This is a genomic window from Aerosakkonema funiforme FACHB-1375 (assembly GCF_014696265.1).
GTDB classification, from domain to species: domain Bacteria; phylum Cyanobacteriota; class Cyanobacteriia; order Cyanobacteriales; family Aerosakkonemataceae; genus Aerosakkonema; species Aerosakkonema funiforme_A.
Genome location: NZ_JACJPW010000005.1, coordinates 1 through 21,691 on the forward strand (window position 1 = coordinate 1; position 21,691 = coordinate 21,691).

General features: G+C 42.0%; 22 protein-coding genes. 9 read left to right on the forward strand and 13 right to left on the reverse strand.

What is annotated here, in order from left to right; all coding sequences use genetic code 11:
* Positions 1-413: 413 nt before the first annotated feature.
* From H6G03_RS02885 to H6G03_RS02890, 3 genes are all read right to left on the reverse strand, one after another.
* Positions 414-551 (reverse strand): hypothetical protein, encoded by a 138-nt coding sequence (locus tag H6G03_RS02885; protein WP_190461902.1) that lies wholly within the window; start codon positions 549-551, stop codon positions 414-416.
* A 166-nt stretch (positions 552-717) separates the two neighbouring features.
* The gene (locus tag H6G03_RS38655) at positions 718-840 is read right to left on the reverse strand and encodes a hypothetical protein (RefSeq protein ID WP_255512167.1); all 123 of its coding nucleotides are present in this window, start codon (positions 838-840) and stop codon (positions 718-720) included.
* A gap of 50 nt (positions 841-890) precedes the next feature.
* Positions 891-1,247, reverse strand: a complete 357-nt coding sequence (locus tag H6G03_RS02890; RefSeq protein WP_190461904.1) for a hypothetical protein — start codon at positions 1,245-1,247, stop codon at positions 891-893.
* Positions 1,248-1,583: 336 nt separating this feature from the next.
* Here H6G03_RS02890 and H6G03_RS02895 point away from each other — a divergent pair, with 336 nt between their 5' ends.
* The 4 genes from H6G03_RS02895 to H6G03_RS02910 all read left to right on the forward strand — a co-directional run bounded on the left by H6G03_RS02895 (position 1,584) and on the right by H6G03_RS02910 (position 5,663).
* Positions 1,584-2,441 (forward strand): hypothetical protein, encoded by an 858-nt coding sequence (locus tag H6G03_RS02895; protein ID WP_190461907.1) that lies wholly within the window; start codon positions 1,584-1,586, stop codon positions 2,439-2,441.
* A gap of 33 nt (positions 2,442-2,474) precedes the next feature.
* Positions 2,475-3,470 carry a pentapeptide repeat-containing protein gene (locus tag H6G03_RS02900; protein ID WP_190461909.1) on the forward strand — a complete coding sequence of 332 codons (996 nt, stop codon included), beginning with the start codon at positions 2,475-2,477 and terminating at the stop codon, positions 3,468-3,470.
* Positions 3,471-3,523: 53 nt separating this feature from the next.
* Positions 3,524-4,096, forward strand: a complete 573-nt coding sequence (locus tag H6G03_RS37140) for a pentapeptide repeat-containing protein (protein ID WP_199315106.1) — start codon at positions 3,524-3,526, stop codon at positions 4,094-4,096.
* A 193-nt stretch (positions 4,097-4,289) separates the two neighbouring features.
* A complete protein-coding gene (locus H6G03_RS02910) occupies positions 4,290-5,663 on the forward strand; it encodes a pentapeptide repeat-containing protein (RefSeq protein ID WP_190461911.1) in 1,374 nt (457 codons plus the stop codon).
* Between the two features lie 68 nt (positions 5,664-5,731).
* Here the strand turns inward: H6G03_RS02910 and H6G03_RS02915 are convergent, their stop codons facing one another.
* Positions 5,732-5,962, reverse strand: coding sequence for a hypothetical protein (locus H6G03_RS02915; RefSeq protein ID WP_190461913.1), 231 nt, complete (start codon positions 5,960-5,962; stop codon positions 5,732-5,734).
* Positions 5,963-5,990: 28 nt separating this feature from the next.
* Positions 5,991-8,435, reverse strand: a complete 2,445-nt coding sequence (locus H6G03_RS02920; protein WP_190461915.1) for a metallophosphoesterase family protein — start codon at positions 8,433-8,435, stop codon at positions 5,991-5,993.
* A gap of 246 nt (positions 8,436-8,681) precedes the next feature.
* On the opposite strand from H6G03_RS02920, the gene H6G03_RS02925 reads away from it, so the two are divergent.
* Together H6G03_RS02925 and H6G03_RS02930 are read left to right on the forward strand one after the other, a co-directional pair.
* Positions 8,682-8,885: a ChaB family protein gene (locus H6G03_RS02925; protein WP_190461918.1), complete on the forward strand. Its 204-nt coding sequence runs from the start codon at positions 8,682-8,684 to the stop codon at positions 8,883-8,885.
* Between the two features lie 146 nt (positions 8,886-9,031).
* A complete protein-coding gene (locus H6G03_RS02930; RefSeq protein WP_190462104.1) occupies positions 9,032-9,244 on the forward strand; it encodes a hypothetical protein in 213 nt (70 codons plus the stop codon).
* 68 nt (positions 9,245-9,312) lie between these two features.
* Here the strand turns inward: H6G03_RS02930 and H6G03_RS02935 are convergent, their stop codons facing one another.
* Genes H6G03_RS02935 through rfbF form a run of 7 tightly spaced genes read right to left on the reverse strand, consistent with a single transcriptional unit; the run spans position 9,313 to position 16,153 of the window.
* Positions 9,313-10,101: a glycosyltransferase family protein gene (locus tag H6G03_RS02935; protein ID WP_190461919.1), complete on the reverse strand. Its 789-nt coding sequence runs from the start codon at positions 10,099-10,101 to the stop codon at positions 9,313-9,315.
* Positions 10,102-10,161: 60 nt separating this feature from the next.
* Positions 10,162-11,067, reverse strand: a complete 906-nt coding sequence (locus H6G03_RS02940; protein ID WP_190461921.1) for a beta-1,6-N-acetylglucosaminyltransferase — start codon at positions 11,065-11,067, stop codon at positions 10,162-10,164.
* A 15-nt stretch (positions 11,068-11,082) separates the two neighbouring features.
* Positions 11,083-12,321, reverse strand: coding sequence for a class I SAM-dependent methyltransferase (locus tag H6G03_RS02945; RefSeq protein WP_190461923.1), 1,239 nt, complete (start codon positions 12,319-12,321; stop codon positions 11,083-11,085).
* 22 nt (positions 12,322-12,343) lie between these two features.
* Positions 12,344-13,657: an NAD(P)H-dependent oxidoreductase gene (locus H6G03_RS02950; RefSeq protein WP_190461926.1), complete on the reverse strand. Its 1,314-nt coding sequence runs from the start codon at positions 13,655-13,657 to the stop codon at positions 12,344-12,346.
* Complete coding sequence (rfbC, locus tag H6G03_RS02955; RefSeq protein ID WP_190461927.1) at positions 13,654-14,202, reverse strand: dTDP-4-dehydrorhamnose 3,5-epimerase; 549 nt, start codon at positions 14,200-14,202, stop codon at positions 13,654-13,656. Before rfbC ends, H6G03_RS02950 begins: the two co-directional genes overlap by 4 nt.
* Positions 14,203-14,205: 3 nt before the next feature.
* Entirely contained in the window at positions 14,206-15,333 is a 1,128-nt protein-coding gene (rfbG, locus tag H6G03_RS02960) for a CDP-glucose 4,6-dehydratase (RefSeq protein WP_190461929.1), read from the reverse strand.
* A 46-nt stretch (positions 15,334-15,379) separates the two neighbouring features.
* Positions 15,380-16,153, reverse strand: coding sequence for a glucose-1-phosphate cytidylyltransferase (rfbF, locus tag H6G03_RS02965; RefSeq protein WP_190461931.1), 774 nt, complete (start codon positions 16,151-16,153; stop codon positions 15,380-15,382).
* A 407-nt stretch (positions 16,154-16,560) separates the two neighbouring features.
* Here rfbF and acs point away from each other — a divergent pair, with 407 nt between their 5' ends.
* The 3 genes from acs to H6G03_RS02980 all read left to right on the forward strand — a co-directional run bounded on the left by acs (position 16,561) and on the right by H6G03_RS02980 (position 20,495).
* On the forward strand, positions 16,561-18,528 hold the full coding sequence (gene acs / locus H6G03_RS02970) for an acetate--CoA ligase (RefSeq protein ID WP_190461933.1): 1,968 nt from the start codon (positions 16,561-16,563) through the stop codon (positions 18,526-18,528).
* 321 nt (positions 18,529-18,849) lie between these two features.
* On the forward strand, positions 18,850-19,407 hold the full coding sequence (locus H6G03_RS02975) for a Uma2 family endonuclease (protein ID WP_190461935.1): 558 nt from the start codon (positions 18,850-18,852) through the stop codon (positions 19,405-19,407).
* Positions 19,408-19,436: 29 nt separating this feature from the next.
* Complete coding sequence (locus H6G03_RS02980; protein WP_190461937.1) at positions 19,437-20,495, forward strand: metallophosphoesterase; 1,059 nt, start codon at positions 19,437-19,439, stop codon at positions 20,493-20,495.
* Positions 20,496-20,525: 30 nt separating this feature from the next.
* Here H6G03_RS02980 and H6G03_RS02985 read toward each other — a convergent pair whose 3' ends face one another.
* Positions 20,526-21,644 carry a hybrid sensor histidine kinase/response regulator gene (locus tag H6G03_RS02985; protein ID WP_190461939.1) on the reverse strand — a complete coding sequence of 373 codons (1,119 nt, stop codon included), beginning with the start codon at positions 21,642-21,644 and terminating at the stop codon, positions 20,526-20,528.
* Between the last annotated feature and the right edge of the window lie 47 nt (positions 21,645-21,691).

Here is a 21,691-nt window from a genome sequence, read left to right on the forward strand (position 1 = left end):
ATCTTAATTTAATTAGCCTTTTTTCGCTCAGCTAACATCTGAGCTATTTCGTCTTGTAAATCAGAGTTTAGACTATCGCACCTGGGGTGCGATAGTCTAAACTCCAGTTAGTAATGTTGGGAGAACCTCAACGGACGCTAACTGCTGCAAGTGCTGTCAATATTCGCGATCGTTAGCAGAGTGCGATGCAAGGATTTTGGATTGGCTGGGCCTTGAAACGGACAGAGTTTGAGATTGGCCAATTCAGTACTTAGTAGCAACCTTGCTTTTGGATGACGCGAGTTCTCGGTGCAAGTGTTCGCGTAGTGTGCGCCTCAAAGAATTCGCGCTCCAAAGCTTAGGTTGACAGGAAGTAAGAGTTTCTTACGTTTTTTCAAGCTTTAATCGGTAAATTGAGAAGGGCAAGTGTGGGATCATAATTTACCGGTTTCTTCGAGCGTTTCAATTACGGCAAAACAAACGTAGGAACCTGCGATTAACAGAAATGCTGAAACCAAATAGGCAACGGCGATCGTCTGAAGTGCAGATCCAAAGGAAATGTAGTCGATCATGAATCGGCCTCCTTGAGCCTTATCTGTCCCTATTATTCCCTCATGCGCTACCAAATTTCACTACTGATTTATGGTGATTTTTAATCTGTCGATCGGCTGAAAGAAAATTTACATATCACACTTTGGCATAAATTGCATAAATTTCTATCTTGTTGGTGACGCTAAACTATGGTTTTTGGCATAAATGTATCGATCGCGCAGGTCGAAAGTCGGGAAGATAGGGGCAGCCGATCGTTTGCGATCGAGACAAATTAACGTTCTCAGCAATATTGGCTGCCACAATAAACATAATTCTCAATCCCCTCAGTCAAAGTTGGGATACCTGTCCTACTGTCCTAACTAGATTGAATAAGCACTGGGACACGGTTTTTGTAGCAGCGTGCCATCGGCATTCATACTAAAGTCCTTGCCGGGGATAAAACCTTTGGCAATTAACCGTTTATAAGTATTTACTGACATTATTCTTTTGATTTCCTGTTTAATATCAACAGGCAGCAAATTTTCTGTAGCCCAAAAAAATAGCTCTCCGTCAAACCAGATCAAACGCTCAAGACCGATCAGCATCACACCAGCTACTTCTTCTAGGGTCATTTTGGTTCTCAGATTGGCGATGATATCGGAAGCAATCTGCCTGTTACGGGTCATTATACCCATTGTCACTTTTGTGATTTCTTGTTCTAACTCCAATTGGTTCATCCTTTCCACCTATATCGGTTACTGACAGCGATCGCGCAGCCTTTTTGCCAGAGCGAAAGGCTATTCTGCCAAGTATACCCAAAGGTGGACATCAGTATATCGTTGGGGGGATGCAAATTTGAGCTTCTTTATATTTACCTGTAACTCAGTCCGCCTTTAGGCGTACAGCTATTGATTTTTATTGGTTTTATTCATAAACTGACAAGTATAGCTAAAAAAAAAGTGTATGTCAAATGGGTAGATCGAGAGTAGGGGTTGAAGCACCCAATCTTTTGGGCTTCACTCCGTATTAGAATAGACCAAACAGTTGCTGGATTGGGTAGGGAGGCAACAAAAATGAAAGTTTTATCCGGGTTTGATGAAGTTGTGCAATATTTACAACAGCATGAAAACTCAACGCGCATTAAAAAGTTAATCTTCGGTGCGTGCCACAATGTTTGGGAAAATGACCTAAACAAGTTGCAAAATTTTACTTTTCAGGATTTACTCAAAAAATTATTTGAGGCTAATCCAACGCCAGAAAATCTCAAATTAACTTTGGATAAAGTTGTAAAAACTCTTAATAAACCGGGGGAATATTCTGTAATAGCAACTATAATTTTTGAGAAAGTCAGTAAGCTATACTCGAATATTGAGGAGCCAACGCAAGTAGTATCAAGCGGTTCTAAAAGCCCAGCTTTGGCAGTGCAGCCAATAGCGCAAAAACAGCCGGATGTTGCCACAAAATCGCAAGTCAATCAAACAGTACCGCCATACGATCGCTTTAACGTGCGGATGGAAATTATGAAATATACAAATCCGTTCAGGGCGAAAGTACTTATATTTTCCACCCTGTATCACCAACTAAGTTTCAGCGAACAGGATTTAGTAACGATTAGAAGCTACGAATTTGACGATTTGCTGTTTAATTTGTACGCATTCTGCGAAACGGTAAGAGAGCTAGAGGCTAGACTAAGCAGCACTGCTCGGTGTCTATTTGAACCGGAAGAAAATTCGCAAGCAGCAAGCGCAATAATACAGACGCTGAAACCCTTTTATACCAATCGCGTACCGGGAATGTACAAAGTAAAAATATTAGAGAATGTTATGTCTGTAGAGACACAAGCAGGTATAGATCGCGGGCAGTTAATGAACGTAACTGAGAGCCATTTAAATGATGAAAATGATAATACCTATCAGGTACGCCAGCTGTAAATTCAAAATTAAGGTAATTAATAGGAAAAGTATATGGATGGTAACGAACTAAAAAGGCGATACGCTGCTGGGGAAACAAATTTTAGCGGTGCGAACCTCAGCGGTGTAAACTTATATGGTGCGGATTTGATCGGAATTTCTCTGCCTACAGCAGATTTGCATGGCGCTACTCTAGTTTTTGCATATCTGAATCGGGCTATACTCAGAAAGGCAAATTTAATTGGTACAAAGTTATGCGGTGCCAACTTAAACCAGGCTACCCTTACTTCTGCAAATTTACACAATGCCGATTTGCACGGCGCAACTTTACAAAATGCCGATTTGCGCGGTACGAATTTGACTTTAGCATACCTACTGGATGCTAATTTGATCGGTGCAGATTTACGCGGTGCAAATCTCAGCGGTGCTAATTTGACCGGTGCTTGCTTGCGGGGTGCAAACTTGCGGGAGGAAGCGAGAGTTTACGTTGCTACTATGCGCGGTGCTAAGTTGCGTAGAGCAGACTTGAGAGGTGCGAACTTGACAGGTGTAGATTTGGCGAAAGTTGACTTAAGCGGTGCGAATTTGAGCGAGGCAACTTTACGCGAGGTAAATTTGTGTGGTGCGGATTTATCTGAAGCTAATTTGAGCGGTGCGTTTCTCACGGAAGCTAATTTAAGCGAAGCTAATTTGCGCTATGCCAACATGACTAATGTTAAGTTGGAACGGGCAAAATTGCTGGAAGCAGACATGACTGGTGTGAATTTGCGCGGTTCTCTATTAGCTGACGCTAAGTTGAATAAAGCGCAGTTGAGTAAGGCTAATATGAGTGCTTGTCGGCTGGTCAGAGCAGATTTAAGTCGGGCAAATTTATCTGAAGCTAATTTAAGCGATTCCGATTTGATTGAAGCTTACTTAGCGAGGACAAATTTGACTAATGCGAATTTGAGTAAAGCGAATTTTACTAGAGCAGAGTTGAGTAGTGCCTATCTGACTGGCGCAAATATGAGCGGTACAACTATGCCTGATGGGATAATTCAAGGTTATTAATTGGGTAAGCCATTTTGGCAAAAATAATTTTATCTAAGTAGAGATTGACGGAAATGGCTGACCCAGAAGTAAACTTAGCGTTGCTAGTCGCGAGAATTGACCAGATGGAACAACAGCAGAAAATCGTAAAGCGATATGTTTCCAAACTTAAACGCCGATTAGATAATCTGACAGAACAATTCAATAATCGACCTGAATTACAGGAGTTGGAATGTTTGCGGCAGGAATTTGGGGAGTTGCAACTACATCTCAATGGTAAAGATGTTGCTAAAAACGGTAAAAGTAAAAATACCGATAATTCTCTTGAGAAAACTCAGAAATTACTGATGAGCGTAGAGGAATTCGTGAAGCAGTATGAGGAGGGAGAATTGGATTTTATTGGTGTTAACTTGGCTGGAGCGAATTTGAGCAGACATAACTTGAGCGGTCTCAATCTCTGTAGGGCTAATCTTTCTAGGAGTGACTTGAGTGAAGCTGACTTAATTTCCACAAATCTTTCTGGGGCAAACTTGAGCGAAGCAAACTTAGAAAGAGCCAATTTGAAGGGAGCTAATATAATGGGAGCTAATCTCAGAAATGCAAAACTCAAAGGTGCAATTATGCCAAGAGGAGTTATTCACGTTTAGAGGATCGAGTCAGTCGGTGGGTAGAATTAAACGTAGGGTGGGCATTGCCCACCAAAATGCAACCCTTGAACAGCGCTAATGGTGGGCAGTGCCCACCCTACAAAATGCTACAAGTTGCTTTCAGTAGTTATGCTGTTTTGGAAAAGTTGTCAATTTGGGGAAAATAACTGTAGTTAGCAAGAGATTTAGGGAAATGGCTGACGCAGAAGTGGACTTAGCATCTCTGGTTGCGAAAATTGAGCAGATCGAACAACAGCAAAATCTTATAAAACAATATTTTTCCAAGCTTAAACGCCAGTTAGATAATTTGACAGAACAATTCAACAATCGACCTGAATTGCAGGATTTGGAATGTTTGCGGCGGGAAGTTGCGGAGTTGGAACAGCGTCTTGATGGGAGAGTTGCTGAAAGCGATCGATCTCATTTTACCCAAACTCACAAGCCGGAATCTGTTGATGATATTGACAGTATAAATCGGGAAATTGAAAAAATCGATCGCAGACTGCGCCAAGACCAACCAAAACAAACATCGCTTCCAGAAGCTAGCGCATCAGTGACAGCTTCTACTGGTGTTGAGGTTGTGGATGCTCAGCCGACAAACCAAGATGCTGTTCTCAGTCCTGTCAATACCAATAATGTTAAATCGGCTGAAATTGAAAGTATTGATGATTCTGTAGAAGAAAGTCAGGAACCAACTCTCACCGCTGAGGAAATTTTGAAACGGTATCAGGAGGGAGAACGGGATTTTAATAACATAAACTTGGCTGGAATTGATTTGAGCCAAGCATCCCTGAAAAAGGTTAACTTAACAGAGACAAACCTGCAAGGGGCAAATATGATAGGGACAGACCTCAGCGAGGCATGGTTGGTTGAAGTCAACTTAAGTGATGCCAATCTAGCTACAGCAAACTTGCAGAATGCTAAGCTCCTTGATGCCAATCTCAACGAAGCAACTTTGAAGGAGGCGAGCCTAAGTCATGCCAATTTAACTGCCGCCAATCTAAGTGGAGCAAACCTTGACAAAGCTAAACTAAATTACGCTAACCTAACTACGGCAAATCTAGGTGGAGCCAATTTAACTCAAGCAAGGTTAGACACGGCTTATCTAATTAGGGCGAACCTAAGCGGAGCAAACCTAAGTGGAGCATACTTAGGCAGCGCTAATTTAACTACAGCAAACCTAAGTGGAACAAACCTAAGTGGAGCTAACTTAGGTGGGGCTAACTTCACGGGAGCAGATTTGAGTAAAGCGAAGTTAACTGAAGCAAATTTTACTTCTGCAAACCTAAGCGGTGCTAACTTAACTGGGGTAAGTTTGCTTGGGGTAAACTTTGAGAATGCCAATTTGAGCGGACAAAACTTGAGCGATCGTAATCTCTCTGGGGCTAACCTTTACAGGAGCAATTTGTCCAATACAGATTTAAGTTCAACAGACCTTCGGGGAGCAAACTTGGGTGAAGCCAACTTAGAAAAGGCGAATCTAAAAGAAGCAAAATTGACTGGCACAAACCTGTACAAGGCTAAGCTTACTGGGGCTATCATGCCAGATGGCACGACTCACGAGTAGGGAATTGCTAAACTGTTTGGGTTGAGATTATCGGTAAGGTGCAGTACAAAAGATCTGAGAATTCACTTTTATTGCACCTTTTGTTCTTCTAAATTTTCCTGCTTGCGAGAATCGAGCAATTCCTCTGCTCTTTCCAATCGGCGAAGATATAGAGGATTGCGGTGATTTTCTGCTTCTACTTGGGCGATCGCACCATCCAAAAATACATTGAGAGCATCAAGCATTTGGCAGGTTTCCCGCAATCGGGCAACAGTTCGCGCTTTCGTTTGTGGATCGGGAATTCTTGGTTGTTGATTCATGGTAAATTCCAAGTATTGAATCAAAATTTTACTCTGAAAACACTCTAGGCGGTGGTGGCGCTTCATCGAAACTTAGCCGCACAAAATACCTGCTGAAAACAGTGCTATTCGGTTTCCAAGCGGGATGCCAATAAATATCCTGAATCACAGCTTTGGCATTATCGTTATTTTCCGGCCATTGGAAAGTAACGACACCAAAGTTGCTGAAACCGACAACTTCATCGCCTTCTTGCAGCCAGCGATTTCGCCACAGTAAGGAAATAAAATCTTTCCAGCTTTTGGACTTTTCTTCTTCTGCTAATTCGTGATTATTCTGCCAAACAATTTCTTCAGCTTTCTGTCGTTTTATCCATTCGATACAATACCGCCAATCAGGTAAAGATTCCCTATTTTTGACAAAAATTTCCCAAGCAATTTCATCGCTACCGCGAATATAGTCTATTTGCCGCAAAACTGGTGTTTTCGGCGGTAAATTTACATCGAGCATACGCACTTTTTCCTGAATAACTTGCATTTCAATTAGTTGGGGCGTGTTGTTCCATCCCGCCCAATATTGTGGTTTTTCTGGTGCGATCGACTTCGCTTTTGTGTGGATAAAATGGGTTGTCCACTCGGCATTTTTGAAGGCGCTGGAGGTTAACTGTGCGAGTACGTGGGATGACTCAGGTGCATTGCGATCGACTTTCGATTCGCCAAAATGGTAATTAGACCAGTAGCTGAGGCGAACGGCGCAACCGTAGTGAATATCGCCGGAAAGGATAATTACGCGATCGCGCTGTTTAAACATTTCCGCCAGCAACATGGAAAAAGCTGTTTCGTGAAAATTCCACGAGTCACCCGCATCGCTACCAAAAACATTACCCCGTTCCAAATCTAACTTTTGAACTAAATCGATAATTGCCAAGCTAACTAAATTTGTCGGTGCAATAATTATGGTTACTTCGATATTAGGATTACTACAGTCTTTGAGAGGTTTTTCAATCTGTTTTTCAAATGCTGTGTGACTGAGTAACATGGGAGGTTCTGTTGTGCGATCGTCACCTTTTGCATAACCTCGCCAAGTGCGGGTATCAAGTACGATGGTTTCGTGCTTAAAGCTTTCGATTCTATAATGCCACTCTAAAGCTTGCGTTCCATCTGCATAATCTCGATTTAAAATAAAGCTATCTTCATCTTCTGTTAGCTTGGGCAAATTAGTTTCTGAATCTATTTCAGGAATTGCCAAATACTTAGCAAGTTTTGACCCTAATAAATCATCATTTCCTGCTGATAAAGACCATTGTTGTGCAGCTTCTAATAATTTTTCTCCCGATTGCCCATTTTGGAAATTTTCGGGTGTATTTCCCCATGCTTGAAATATCGCATATGTCAATAAACCATTTTGCAAAGTACGTCTACCAAGCGGTTTGCAAAGGACGCGGTTGCACCACTCGCGATTGAGATACCAATCATCGCTAATATCGTGGTCATCGCAAATCATATAAGTTGGGATATTAGCAAGCGATCGCCTAATTTTCCATAAGTCTCGTGCGAATGCTTCCACAGTCAAAGCTTCTTTATCCCACAGTTTCGCCTCCTTACCATCTTTTTGTACATCTTTGCTGTGGGGTAATTCATGGGGCCAAAGAATAGGCGACCACACAAACAAGTACATCGCTAAATATTCGCCCAAACTAAACAAGTGACTTTTAGCTTTTTCCGGTTTATTGACAAGCATAGCGGTGAAACCGCCGTAATCTCTAGCAATTTCGCTGCGCGTACCCGGTTTTAAATCTCTGGCATAGATGTATCGTTCCTCATCATTTGCATCTTTTTTGAGGGGCAAATTTTCTTGCCAACCCAACAGGGTATCCCCTGCATCTGTTAGCGCCCACAGGAGGGCATCGGCAACATCATCACCGTAGATTTGATCGCCTGTAAAAAAAAGTTGATGCGGTCTATAATTTGGCTGATTCGCATATTCTAAAATCATATTATCTAATATATTGAGAGCATCCCGTCCGCCTCCGTGCGGTTTGCGGCAAGAACCGTGTACAATTCGCAAATAATTTAGGTCATCTGGCGGCATAGCAAAAGTGGGCAGTTGATGCTCAAAATAACTAATTGTCACATCATTAAAAGATGCTTCCGAACACAAAGCTTTAGCCAAATACCAATTTCGGCAGGCGAAATCTATGTTGTACGCATAAATTTGTCCTGGTTGCAAATATTCGGCGTTAACTGATTTAGCTGTAACAGCAACTACGTGCAAGTATTTGCCCAGCTGGATGGTCGTTCTGGAACCCTCAAGCAGCAAATCGTTAACAATTTCTCCCTGACCGTTCTCTGTGGAGTAAACTCTCAGCGTTACTTCGCTAGGTTCTTTCAGGGCGATCCAAACGGTAACCCCATCCGGATCTGTTCGTCGTAATATTGGGCCAGCGAGAATGAGCGGCAGGAGAGCGATGCGATAGCTTAAAGGCGTCCATGACATAGGTTGTATCTCCAATTCGATGCAAGCAGCCTGAATTTTATTTAAAGCTGACTTTAATATAGCTGCCCGTAAGTCTTTGTAATGTGCGATCGCACAAAGCGGGTTTATTTGACGGGGAAAGCCTGTGTTGAGTTGCTAGCATTTCAGAAAATCGGTTTATTTTTTCTCGAAATAGGTCAAAAGAGACATGAGTTTTCTTCTAGGGGATTGCAACTTGGTATTAGCTGAGTTCAGAGATGTATGGCTATGCCTTATCAACAAATTGATGATTTACCGGACTCGGTAAAAAATCACCTACCCAAACACGCTCAGGAAATTTTCCGCGCCGCATTTAATAATGCCGCAGAAGAGTACGATGAGGAAGAGGCTGCTTTTAAGGTTGCCTGGAGTGCGGTGAAGCACAAATACGAAAAAGGGGACGACGGCAACTGGCACGAGAAGCAGGAATAGCAGTCGAGCTTTTTGGGAAGACGATTTTAACTATGAACCGGGTGTTTTAAACTCTGGTTCATTCTATTTCGTTGAGAAATTGCAACAATATATTAGTCTAAGATTTAAGGAAACTCAAAATAATTTTGTGCTAATCTGCCATTGCAATGAATTTTAGTAATGTTGGAGATAGCAATGTCTGGGCCTACTCGCCGTGCGCTACCGATAATTTTGATTGGACTTCAGATACAGAAAAAATGCGTTATATCGACGGTGGATGGGAATTTGATGTCAGTGGAACCGACTTTGAGGGAACTTTCCGTATAGAAATAGATGAAGTTCCTGAAGTTGGCGAACCACAGGCATTTTTGAAAAATTAGGTAAAGCTTTTGGTTGGGTTTGGCTATTGTATAATCCAACCAAAAGCTCGAAAATAGAGAGGTATTTATTAGATGCGATCGCACCGCGTAATATCGTATAGCCCAAATTCTTCGCGGATCGATTTAGTCAATAGACGGAAATTAAGAAAGTATTTAATTTTCCATAAAATGCCTTTATCCTTATTTTTATCTAGGAATAAACTACTATCTTGCAAATAAATATTTTCTTGGTTACCCACTATGTATAACGCACCGAAAAATGGTAATGCTTGGAGAGGAGTTATTCTCTGTGCCATCTTATCTTCTACATCCCTATGGTTGTCATAATACCTATTAAGTTCTGGGTAATCCTGGCTTATATCTTCAGGTAAATCGTGCAGGTCATATCTAATAATGTTACAACTTCCACACAATTTATTAAATGCTTTCCTACGCAAATATATAAATTTGCTCCCCGCCTGATACACATATCCTTTATTTACAAACCATCCATTAATTTGAGGATTTTGATTAACAAATGCGGCTAGGTGTTTGCTAATGCAATCGTCAGCATCTACGACCATAGTATGAGACGGTTTGAACTGCCGTCCGTAAAATAATCCCCATAAAATTTTACGACCTTTATCTAAGCTTTTAGATTTGAAGTCTTGCTCTGGTATCGGAAAATCTACTTCAATATAAGTTATGTGAGGATGATTGAATTCAATTTCTGGTTTTTCATGACAGACGACAATAACTCTAAAATCGTTTGAGGTTTGACTGCAAACCGATTTTACAGTTCTCTCAAATAACTTACAGACGAGTTCCCAGGATTTTGAAACTTTGGCGCTTTTTAGCGGTATGACAAATAATAGCATATTAAAGATCGCTCGATCGCAATATGTAATTATAGCTTAATTAATCACAACCAGTTAATATTATAATATTTTTGGATCGAGCAAATCGAGGATTTCGCTGTTTGGTTCAAATCTCCTGGCAAAATAAAAATCACCCTTAGTCATATTTGGGTAATCTTCCATAGTCAGAATTTTATAGTGACCGGTTTGGCGATCGCCTGCCACTGCATAACGCATATCATTATTGCATAAATTAAATTCTTTGTGGTTGGCTAACACAGTTGCTATTAAAGATTCTTCTGGCGCAATAGTTCTTTTGTAATAAGAGACTATTTTAGGATTATTTTTCAGAAACTCTTTTAAATATACAAGGCATTTTCGAGAAAGGGTACACCAAGTCACATTTCCGTAACAGATAAAATTATCGTTAAAAGGAATAGAAAATGACTTGACTCCCACTCGGAATCCAAAAGTGGTAAAAATATGAATCAGTGATTGGATCTGGTTGATTCGGGAAAATTTTTTCACTACCGGATGCAACCATTTTGGCATATAAAAGTAGTATTGGTAGTAGAATCGGGTATAGCCTCTATTGTGCGGATGCCAAGGGCCTGTTTTCCAGTGTTGGATAAAAGCATCATATTCGGTGTTAGTCAAAAATTCTTCAAATTTAGATAGCGGTTGAATCGGATAATCTTGCCCAGAGAGATGTATTAGCCAGTCGAAGTCTGAATTACGCTCAAACAGCCAGTCTAGCGCTTCTAGATAGACCTCGAAGAAAGAATATTCATTTCTAATTGGCGGTTTATTTCTTTTAATCAGATCTATTCCTGATAAATCGCTTAAAGAAGTTAAATCCAAATAGGAAGTGCTGAAATCATGGCTAATCAACACCAGGCAATTGGGGCTAGATTTTTTGATAATTCGAGCGAGTCTACAGACCTGTTCTGGGTTATTATGACTTTGGATGAAGTAGCAGACTTTCATGGTTTTTATACTTCACTAATAAACCTGTGTTTCGGGAATTGGTACGACAAACTTTCCTCCCCATTCCCGAATTTTTGCCATTTGTTCCATCACTTCATCTTTGAGATTCCAGGCCAGAATTAACAAGTAATCTGGCTTAGTTTCAAAGATTTTATCTGGAGATAAAATGGGGATATGACTACCGGGCATAAATAATCCTTGTTTGTGGGGATTGCGATCTACTACGTAATCGATAAAGTCTGTACGAATACCGCAGTAATTGAGCAGGATGTTGCCTTTGGATGGCGCACCGTAAGCAACAATTACTTTTCCTTCGGCTTTGGCTTGAATCAGAAAGCTTAACAGTTTGCGTTTCGTTTCTTTAACTCTCTCACCAAATTTTAGATAAGTTTCTATGCGATCTAATCCGGCTTGGATTTCTTTTGCTTTCACCCGATATATGCGATCGCTTACAACTGGATTTGGTGCGTTTTCATGCTTTCCATAGATCCGAATTGAACCTCCATGAGTCGGAATTTCTTCTACATCAAAGAGTGTTAAGCCGTGCGTAGCAAATATTTTTTCGACAGTTAATAAAGATAGATAAGAAAAATGTTCTTCGTGAATTGTATCAAATTGATTTCCTTCTACAATCTGCAATAAATGGGGAAACTCCATTGTCAAAATACCAGATGGTTTTAAAACAAGCTTCATTCCCGCTACAAAATCATTTAAATCTGGTACATGAGCTAAAACATTATTTCCTAATAAAAGATCGGCTTGTTTGCCTTGAGAAACCACTTCTTTTGCTGTTTCTACACCAAAAAATCTGACCAGAACAGGAATGCCTTTTTCTTGGGCTACTTTCGCTACATTACCCGCAGGTTCTATTCCTAAAACAGGAATTTGTTTGGCCTGAAAATACTGGAGCATATAACCATCATTACTGGCAATTTCTACAACTTGACTATTTTGGTTAAGCCCCAATTTGGCGATTATCATATCGCTGTAAATTTTGGCGTGTTTTAGCCAACTATCGGAATAAGAAGAAAAGTAAGGGTAATTACCATCGCCAAACATATATTCTGGCGATTCGATTTCTTCTAATTGTACCAAAAAACATTTTTCGCAAACATTAGCACGAATAGGATAAAATTTTTCAACGCGATTAAGCTGGTCTTGACTTAAATAGTCATTCGCGATCGGTGACATTCCTAAATCGGCAAAATTATGTTCGATCGGGGTATTGCAGAAAGCGCAGTGAGAATTTTTCATGGTTGATTTTGTCGTGATATTTTTAGGATTTAATTAACGTTTTTTCTACAGGCAAAAAGTAATTATTTTGTTCTAATCGTAATCGATCGCAGAGTCTGCCTGTGGGCAATTGTACATCATTGTAACTTACTACTTGGTCTTTGGGAATATCTCGCTTGAGGCGACAACCTTCGGCTAAACCTATTGGCAATAGATTTTCTCTTCTTACCACATCGGAATTTTCGCACTGACCGTAGACCAGATAGCCACCGATCCCGTCTAAAGTTTCTCCTGCTTTGAGATTAGTTTTTGCGATCGCCACCACATCTACAACAGGGCCACCCAAAGGCGCTAATATGACATCTTGAAACAATACAACTCTAGCTACTGATATTGGTACTTCAAAGTAGCAGAGATGGTAAGGAGTGTAGAAGCTGTATAGGGGGCCTTCACCTAATTTATAAAGATTGAGATAATGACGATGCTTGGGGTCGTCGTTGGTAGCAAATATAAAGACGCCGGGACTTGGTTTTGCACCTAAAACATAGTCTACAATGCCACCCCATTCTTTTAGTTGGTCAACGTTATACATATTAGTCATTTCATCAACATGACCGGAGTATTCGTATCCCAACATACCGCGTTTTGCAACTCTCATACCCGTGCCATTGGCAACGATCGCTTGCTCAAAAGACATCTTAGTACCATCAGCAAAACTGGTCACCATTTGCGGCGTTTGATCCCAGCGTTTGGCGAAAGCTTCCTGGGTAGTGGGGTTGCGATAATGGTCTTGCAGCCCTTTAATATTACCGCATAAAAGAGGAGTTAATCCAATACTTTTAACGAACCGATAAAGGTTCATTTGTACCCCTGGTTGATCGCCATCGCAAGCGGTGATAATCACGCCTGCGCGATCGGCATAAACTTTCAAAATTGGGCCGATCGTACCATCTAATTCGGCATTCATCAAGATAATATGTTTGCGATAGGATATCGCTTCCATCACGACTTTAGCGGCAAATTCGATCGTACCAGTGACTTCAATTAAAGCATCGATGCTTTCCGCTTGACACAACAACATCGCATCATCAGTTATCGCATATTTCCCTTGAGCGATCGCATCTTCTAAATTGGCAACGTTATTAACAATTTTAACTTCTTCAACTCCCGCTTCATCGTAAGCTCGCTTTGCTTTATCCAAATGTCGGTTAAAAATAGCTACCAGCTTCATTCCCGGCACTGAATTGATAATTTGGTTGGCAATGCCTCGACCCATAGCCCCAGCACCAATCATTGCTACTTTGATGGGGTTTCCTGCTTCTGCGCGTGCTTGCAGCGCTCGATCGACAATAATCATTTTTCTTCTCCTATAACCGATTCTAATAATGGCCAATTTGCATCTTTTAGCGAAATTTCACTCACCGAGAGCGGCCAATTTATATTAAGTACAGGATCGTCATAACGCAGACCTCGTTCGTATCCAGGAGTATAAAACTCGCTTACTTGATAGATTGCTTCAGCTCCATCTGTCAAAGCTTGATAGCCATTGGCAAACATTTCCGGTACATACAAAGCGCAGCGATTTTCATCTGTTAATTCTACCCCAATATGAGATAGATAGGTAGGAGATTCAGGTCGCATATCTACAATTACTTCATAAATAGCGCCTTTTGTACAGCGAATCAATTTTGCTTCTGTTACCGGAGGAATTTGATAGTGCAATCCTCGCAGCGTACCTTTGTTAGGGTTAAAAGATAAGTTCGTTTGGGCGATTGGTGGTTTCAATCCTCTCTCTTCAAAGTCCTTCGCGCAAAATATACGCGCAAAAAAGCCTCGCCGATCGGATATTTTTTCGATCTCGACTAAGAAAGCTCCTTTTAACTGCGTTTCCGTAAATTGCATAATTTAATTTACCGATAAAACAGACGGAGTAGTGATTAACGAGCGAGATAAAATCGGCTTTTCTTCTAAGCTGCGATAGCGTTTAATTTGGTCTTCCACAATCTCTCTTATATCCTGCTTATTGAGATAACTTTGGTAAAATTCTACTATCCATTCAAGGGTTTGCTCCAAGGATAATGCCGGTTGCCATCCCAATTTAGCTTTTGCTTTCGAGCAATCAAGTTTCAAGTAATTGTCTTCGTGGGGATGATGCGCTGCATCTAATTCCCAAATCGCTCCATTTCCCCATAATTTTGTTAGCTTTTCCACAATCCAAATTACAGGTTTGGCATCTTCTTCGTTAGGGCCAAAGTTCCAAGCTTCGGCATACTCTGGCCCATATTTCCATAAATGTTCGGCTACGCACAAATAACCGCTCAAAGGTTGCAAGACGTGCTGCCAAGGACGAGTGGCATGGGGGTTGCGAATTAAGACCGATCGCCCCATCATAAACGATCGCATAATATCCGGTATTAACCGATCTGCCGCCCAGTCACCGCCACCGATGACGTTACCTGCTCTGACACTTGCTATTGCTACCCGATGGCGATCGTAATTAGCAGCAGAAAAATAAGAATCTCGATAGGCAGCAATTACTATTTCCGCACAAGCTTTGCTACTGGAATAGGGGTCTCGACCTCCCAAAGTTTCATTTTCGCGATATCCCCAAACCCATTCTTTATTTTGATAGCATTTATCGCTAGTAATCGACACCACTGTTCGGACGCTGGGAGTATGGCGAACTGCTTCCAAAACGTTCACCGTTCCGATGATATTTGTTGTGTAAGTTTCCACCGGATACTGATAGGAATAACGCACCAACGGTTGAGCGGCTAGATGAAAAACAATTTCTGGTTGATGTTCTGCCATCACCGCTTGGAAATTTTCCAAGTCGCGAATATCTCCGACGATCGAAATCATTCCCCGCTCAACATTTGCCAGTTCAAACAAACTGGGTTGCGTCGGTGCTGGCAAGGAATATCCTATAGTTGTTGCTCCCAACTTTTGCAACCACAGGGATAGCCAACTACCTTTAAATCCCGTATGACCTGTAATTAAAACTTTTTTGCCATGCCAAAATGTATAATCCATTAATTCACCTGTTTATAACTAAAGATAATTCTTAGCTGCGAAATCTTTACCAGATTTTCCAGGGGGGATTTCCATTTTCCCAAAGATTTTCCAGGTAATTCTTATCCCTGAGAGTATCCATCGGTTGCCAAAATCCATCATGCCTGTAAGCTGATAACTGTTGGTGATGCGCGAGTTTCTGCATTGGTTCTTGTTCCCACACTGTTGCATCATCAGCAATGTAATCGATCGCTGCCGGTTCTACAACAAAATACCCCCCATTAATCCAGGCTCCATCTCCTTGTGGCTTTTCGTGAAAACTACTGATGATAGTTTGATCTTTTGCCAAAGAGATGGCTCCGAAACGTCCGGGTTGCTGAACGGCAGTCAAGGTTGCCAAGGTGCCCTGCTGTTTGTGGAATTCTATTACTTTAGTGATATTTACATCGCTGACTCCATCCCCGTAAGTTAAGCAAAAAGTTTCATTACCAATATGTTCTCTCACTCGCTTCAATCGTCCACCAGTCATGGTTTTTTCGCCTGTATCTACCAACGTGACCCGCCAAGGTTCGGCATAGCCTTTATGAATGTTCATTTGATTAAATCGCAAATCAAACGTGACATCGGACATCCGCATAAAATAGTTGGCAAAATACTCTTTGATCGTATAACCTTTGTAACCGCAACAAATAATAAAGTCGTTAATGCCATAAGCGGAATAAATCTTCATTATGTGCCAGAGAATTGGCTGTCCCCCAATTTCCACCATTGGTTTTGGCTTAATGATGGTTTCTTCGCTTAACCGAGTACCCAATCCCCCTGCTAATATCACTGTTTTCATTGGATTGCCCTTGTTATTATTAAATTTTTTTTATTAATATATTTGAATTTTTATTTGCTTTATCTTATATATCATTAATATATGGGATAAAGCAAGATGAAAATCTAAAAAATAGATTAAAAAAATATAAATTTTTGATGAAAATGCTTTTTTGTACCCTAGCTGAGATGTTTCGGAACTTTTATGCAAATTTTGGCTACCAATCTATAAGGGTTAATTTTCTGGCTTCGCGAATTAATGGCATAACTTCTCATTTATAACCCTTACTACAATTATGTGCGATCGCCCAACCCAAACTACAGTCAAGCTTGTTTGCTACCAAACTTAAAAAAACTCAAAATACTTTGGTACAGATCTGCGGCAAGATAGAAAATCCAGGAGTAAATAATAACTACAGATCGAAAACAATGCCGCAATCAACCATAGAATCAGTCCTGCAAGAAAAACGCTTATTCCAACCATCCCCAGAATTCTCGCAAAACGCTCATATTAAGAGCTTAGAGGAATATCAGCAACTATACGATCGCGCTAAAGCCGATCCCCAGAAATTTTGGGCAGAACTAGCCGAACAAGAGTTAGAGTGGTTCCAAAAGTGGGATACCGTGTTAGATTGGCAACCGCCTTTCGCTAAGTGGTTCGTCAACGGTAAAACCAATATTTCCTATAACTGTCTGGACAGACACTTAACTACTTGGCGGAAAAATAAGGCAGCTTTGATTTGGGAAGGAGAACCGGGAGACACCCGCACTCTGACTTACGCGCAATTGCATCGGGAAGTTTGTCAATTTGCCAATGTCTTGAAACAGCTAGGCGTGCAAAAAGGCGATCGCGTCGGTATCTATATGCCGATGATTCCGGAAGCGGCGATCGCGATGTTAGCTTGTGCCAGAATAGGCGCACCCCACACAGTTGTCTTCGGCGGTTTCAGCGCGGAGGCGTTGCGCGATCGACTCATCGACGGAGAAGCTAAAGTGGTAGTCACCGCCGATGGTGGTTGGCGCAAAGATGCGATCGTACCTCTCAAAACTCAAGTAGACAAAGCTTTGGCAGAAGGCGTCCCCAGCGTCAAAAATGTCGTGGTTGTCAAGCGTACCGGTCAAGAAATACACATGGAAGACGGGCGCGATCTCTGGTGGCACGAATTGCAAAAAGGTGTCTCCGCCGATTGTCCCGCCGAACCGATGGATAGCGAGGACTTACTCTTTATCCTCTATACCTCCGGCAGTACCGGCAAACCCAAAGGCGTCGTCCACACCACTGGCGGTTATAACTTATACACCCACATGACAACCAAGTGGATTTTCGACATTAAAGACACCGATGTATATTGGTGTACCGCCGATATCGGTTGGATTACGGGACACAGCTACGTACTTTACGGCCCCTTATCCAACGGTGCTACCAGTCTGATGTACGAAGGTGCGCCGCGTGCCTCCAATCCCGGTTGTTTCTGGGATGTCATCGAAAAACACGGCGTCACAGTTTTTTATACCGCGCCAACAGCAATTCGCGCTTTCATCAAAGCAGGCGAACACTTACCCAAAGCGCGAAATCTTTCTTCCCTGCGGTTGTTGGGAACCGTCGGCGAACCGATTAACCCGGAAGCTTGGATGTGGTATCACCGGGTAATTGGCGGCGAACGCTGTCCGATCGTCGATACTTGGTGGCAAACGGAAACAGGCGGGATTATGGTGACGCCGTTACCTGGGGCGATTCCCACCAAACCGGGTTCCGCTACCCGTCCTTTCCCTGGCATTATCATCGATGTTGTCGATCTGGATGGCAATTCGGTGGCCGATAACGAAGGCGGCTATCTGTCTGTAAAATATCCTTGGCCGGGGATGATGCGGACATTGTACGGCGATCCCGATCGCTTCCGCCGCACTTACTGGGAACATATTCCCCCGCAAGATGGGCAGTATTTCTACTTTGCTGGCGATGGTGCTAGGCGCGATGAAGATGGTTATTTCTGGGTGATGGGTCGCGTTGACGATGTAATAAATGTTGCGGGACACCGCCTCGGTACAATGGAAGTCGAATCGGCCTTAGTTTCTCACCCGGCGGTAGCTGAAGCGGCTGTTGTCGGTAAGCCGGACGAACTGAAAGGCGAAGATATTGTTGCTTTTGTGACTTTAGAAAGTACGTATGAACCGAGTGAGGAACTGAACAAGCAACTCAAGCAGCACGTTGTCCAGGAAATTGGGGCGATCGCACGTCCCGGCGAAATTCGCTTTACCGACGCTTTACCGAAAACTCGTTCCGGTAAAATTATGCGGCGCTTGTTGCGAAATCTCGCCGCCGGACAAGAAGTTTCCGGCGATACTTCTACTTTAGAAGATCGGGGAGTTTTGGATAAATTGCGGGAAGGCGCTTAGGATTTTGGATTTTAGATTTTGGATTTTGGATTGATGGGTAATTCAAAATCTAAAATTATCTAAATTGCCAAGAGCGATCGCTCTTTTTTACCCAAAGAGCGATCGCTCCTTCGTATCTGACCAAGGTTTGTAAAGCAAAAGCTCGTTTGCTTAAACGGTATTCGCCCCAGCTAACATTTGATTTCTATATTTCTACAAAAAACACAGAATCCTGTTATTATATCTAGGGTTTCGGAATATCCTCTGTAAAAATGACACAAGAGCGTTAAAGCGTTTACGATCGGATCGAAAAACTCAACTCCGAAAAACTGTAGTAATGCCATGACCTCAACGAGTGTACGCTTGTTTTCCCAAGACGAATACCACCGGATGACAGAAGCAGGAATTCTCGACCCAGACGAGCGAGTGGAACTGCTAGAAGGACAAATTATCTCAATGGCTGCTAAAAATCCTCCCCATTCAGCCACCAACTTATGTGCGGCTGAATACCTCAGAAACCTACTCGCAGGACTTGCCTTAATTCGCATTCAAGACCCCATTGACCTCAGTCCTTACTCAGAACCCGAACCGGATATCGCCGTGGTGAAGATTGACCCCCGACTCTACGCAGAAAACCACCCGACTCCAACAGATACTTTCCTGCTTATAGAAATCTCAGACACGACCTTAGAACGCGATCGCAAACAAAAAGCAGCTGCTTATGCTAAAGCGGGAATTGCCGACTACTGGATTCTCGACGTAAACACCCGCCAAGTCCGTGTTTTCCGGGAAATTGTGAAGGAAACCTACCAACAAGAAACTATCCTCAACGAAGAAGCTACTCTTTTCATGCTGGCTTTTCCTAAGATAGAAGTACAAATCGATCGATTATTTCCCTAGCCTTAGCTTAATTAATGGCAGAAATTAATATGTCTTTGAAAATAAATATACTCTACAACCTGATCTTATTCTTTGTTGACATAGCAGTTTTATTATGGCTGACGCGCCAGCAGAAGCGGTGGGCGATCGGTGCTGGCGTAGGTTTATTTGCCTTGGCGGGATTGTTTTTTGCAGCGTTTCTGGGAGAAAGTTTATTTGGCATAGCCCGACTGATGAGCTATGGTATATTTTTGCATGGGTTGATTATATCGATCGGCTTAGCGATCGCACTGTATCGATCGTTTCAAAAAATTGCGATCGCCTCTGCTGTATTGGCAGTAATCATCGGCGGTATCGGTCTGGATGCGTTTGCGATCGAACCTTATTGGCTGCAAGTATCTCACGTTCAAATCAGTACGCCAAAGCTAGAAAAGGCATTAAAAATACTCGTCCTCGCTGACTTCCAAACCGACGTTTGGGGCGATTATCAGCGGCAAGCATTGCGTACAGCCATAAATCAGAAAGCTGACCTAATACTTCTTCCCGGAGATTATATCCAAGTATACAACTCTCCCGACCGAGAAAAACTGCGCCAAAACCTCAACTCCTTTCTCAAAGAAATCAACTTCGATGCCAAGTTAGGCGTATATGCTGTCAAAGGCGATCAAGAGTTTTATGAGGGATGGCCGCATATTTTTGATGGGTTGCCCGTAACAGTATTTCAAGATAGTAGAACCGTACCGCTAACCAAACTTTGCATCACCGGACTAACCCTCAACGATTCGCGAAATCCTCAGTTAAAAATTCTCGAATGCGGCAGCAAATTTCACATCGTCTTCGGTCATGCACCTGACTTTGCTTTAGGCAATATTAATGCCGATTTGTTAGTAGCAGGTCACACTCATGGCGGTCAGGTGCGACTTCCTTTCATTGGCCCTGCGATCAAGATGTCGAGAGTGCCTCGCAAATGGGCAGCTGGTGTCACCGATATCGGTGACGGACGCACGCTGATAGTTTCGCGAGGAGTTGGGATGGAAAGGGGAGTTGCACCCAGACTGAGGTTTTTGTGCCGTCCGGAATTAGTTGTAATCGATTTACTGCCTATTTAAAAAACTTGTTTTGGATATTTTTATCCGAAATCAACAAGAAATAGGCAGCTTAACTGTAAATTTTGTTCCTTCACCAACTTTACTTTCTACATAAATGTCGCCTTGATGTAAGTCCACGCAACTTTTGACGATCGATAACCCTAAGCCAGTACCGGGAATTTCCCCAACATTGCCAGCGCGATGGAAAGTTTCAAACAATTTTTGCAGGTCTTCTGGCGGAATGCCAATACCGCGATCGCGAATTTGGAATACTACCCAATTTTCGTCAAAGTTGAGCGTAAAATCAACTCTTCCACCTTGGGGAGAATATTTAATAGCATTAGAAAGCAAATTAACCAAGATGTGGCGCAGTAGTTTCTCGTCGATATAAGCATCTTGAGTTTCACCATTAATTGCAAAGACAATTGGCTGCGGCATAAGTTCTGCTATTTGCAATTCATCTAAGATTTGTTCGCAGAGTTTAACTAAATTTAACCTTGTGGGTTGGAATGATAATTTACCCGATTCCATCCGCCCCAAAGTTAACACATCTTCCAACAAACTATTCATATTTTTGACAGCTTTTTGAATCCGTTGAAGATGTTTTTTCTTTTTGTCTTCCGACCATTTGTCATTATACATTTCCAGCAAATCTGCGGACATAATAATGCTGGTGAGGGGATTGCGAAACTCGTGGGAGGTAATGGACATATAACGCGATCGCAGTTCGCTGAGTTCCTCTGCTTTTTTTCGTAACTCTTGTGAAATGGCCAGTTCTTGTCTGAGTTTTTCTTGCTCCAGATGTTTGAGCCGCGCTAATTCAATATTAGCGTTCAATTCTTTTTCTTTAAACGGCTTAATTAAATAACCAAAAGAGCCAGTATTTTTAGCACGATTTAATGTGCTGGTATCTGCATTTGCCGTTAAATAAATTACGGGTATATGGTAATTAGTCCAAATGTATTCTGCTGTCTCAATACCGTCCATTTCCCCTTGCAGCATGATATCCATCAAAATCAGGTCTGGTTTTTCTTCGATAGCTTTTTGAATTGCTTCTTCTCCCGATGGAATCATTGCCACAACTTCATATCCTAGTTTTTTTAACTTATTTTCTAGGTTCTTAGCGACAATCAATTCATCTTCAACTACTAAAATTTTACAATTGTTCATAATCTTAAATCCTCTGAGGTTTGTTTTAAACGTAGGGTGGGCAGTGC

Bases quoted from the DNA above. Each gene is read 5' to 3' on its own strand.
- H6G03_RS02885 (WP_190461902.1), bottom strand. From the start codon at position 551: ATGATCGACTACATTTCCTTTGGATCTGCACTTCAGACGATCGCCGTT.
- H6G03_RS38655 (WP_255512167.1), bottom strand. From the start codon at position 840: ATGTTTATTGTGGCAGCCAATATTGCTGAGAACGTTAATTTGTCTCGA.
- H6G03_RS02890 (WP_190461904.1), bottom strand. From the start codon at position 1,247: ATGAACCAATTGGAGTTAGAACAAGAAATCACAAAAGTGACAATGGGT.
- H6G03_RS02895 (WP_190461907.1), top strand. From the start codon at position 1,584: ATGAAAGTTTTATCCGGGTTTGATGAAGTTGTGCAATATTTACAACAG.
- H6G03_RS02900 (WP_190461909.1), top strand. From the start codon at position 2,475: ATGGATGGTAACGAACTAAAAAGGCGATACGCTGCTGGGGAAACAAAT.
- H6G03_RS37140 (WP_199315106.1), top strand. From the start codon at position 3,524: ATGGCTGACCCAGAAGTAAACTTAGCGTTGCTAGTCGCGAGAATTGAC.
- H6G03_RS02910 (WP_190461911.1), top strand. From the start codon at position 4,290: ATGGCTGACGCAGAAGTGGACTTAGCATCTCTGGTTGCGAAAATTGAG.
- H6G03_RS02915 (WP_190461913.1), bottom strand. From the start codon at position 5,962: ATGAATCAACAACCAAGAATTCCCGATCCACAAACGAAAGCGCGAACT.
- H6G03_RS02920 (WP_190461915.1), bottom strand. From the start codon at position 8,435: ATGTCATGGACGCCTTTAAGCTATCGCATCGCTCTCCTGCCGCTCATT.
- H6G03_RS02925 (WP_190461918.1), top strand. From the start codon at position 8,682: ATGCCTTATCAACAAATTGATGATTTACCGGACTCGGTAAAAAATCAC.
- H6G03_RS02930 (WP_190462104.1), top strand. From the start codon at position 9,032: ATGAATTTTAGTAATGTTGGAGATAGCAATGTCTGGGCCTACTCGCCG.
- H6G03_RS02935 (WP_190461919.1), bottom strand. From the start codon at position 10,101: ATGCTATTATTTGTCATACCGCTAAAAAGCGCCAAAGTTTCAAAATCC.
- H6G03_RS02940 (WP_190461921.1), bottom strand. From the start codon at position 11,067: ATGAAAGTCTGCTACTTCATCCAAAGTCATAATAACCCAGAACAGGTC.
- H6G03_RS02945 (WP_190461923.1), bottom strand. From the start codon at position 12,321: ATGAAAAATTCTCACTGCGCTTTCTGCAATACCCCGATCGAACATAAT.
- H6G03_RS02950 (WP_190461926.1), bottom strand. From the start codon at position 13,657: ATGATTATTGTCGATCGAGCGCTGCAAGCACGCGCAGAAGCAGGAAAC.
- rfbC (WP_190461927.1), bottom strand. From the start codon at position 14,202: ATGCAATTTACGGAAACGCAGTTAAAAGGAGCTTTCTTAGTCGAGATC.
- rfbG (WP_190461929.1), bottom strand. From the start codon at position 15,333: ATGGATTATACATTTTGGCATGGCAAAAAAGTTTTAATTACAGGTCAT.
- rfbF (WP_190461931.1), bottom strand. From the start codon at position 16,153: ATGAAAACAGTGATATTAGCAGGGGGATTGGGTACTCGGTTAAGCGAA.
- acs (WP_190461933.1), top strand. From the start codon at position 16,561: ATGCCGCAATCAACCATAGAATCAGTCCTGCAAGAAAAACGCTTATTC.
- H6G03_RS02975 (WP_190461935.1), top strand. From the start codon at position 18,850: ATGACCTCAACGAGTGTACGCTTGTTTTCCCAAGACGAATACCACCGG.
- H6G03_RS02980 (WP_190461937.1), top strand. From the start codon at position 19,437: ATGTCTTTGAAAATAAATATACTCTACAACCTGATCTTATTCTTTGTT.
- H6G03_RS02985 (WP_190461939.1), bottom strand. From the start codon at position 21,644: ATGAACAATTGTAAAATTTTAGTAGTTGAAGATGAATTGATTGTCGCT.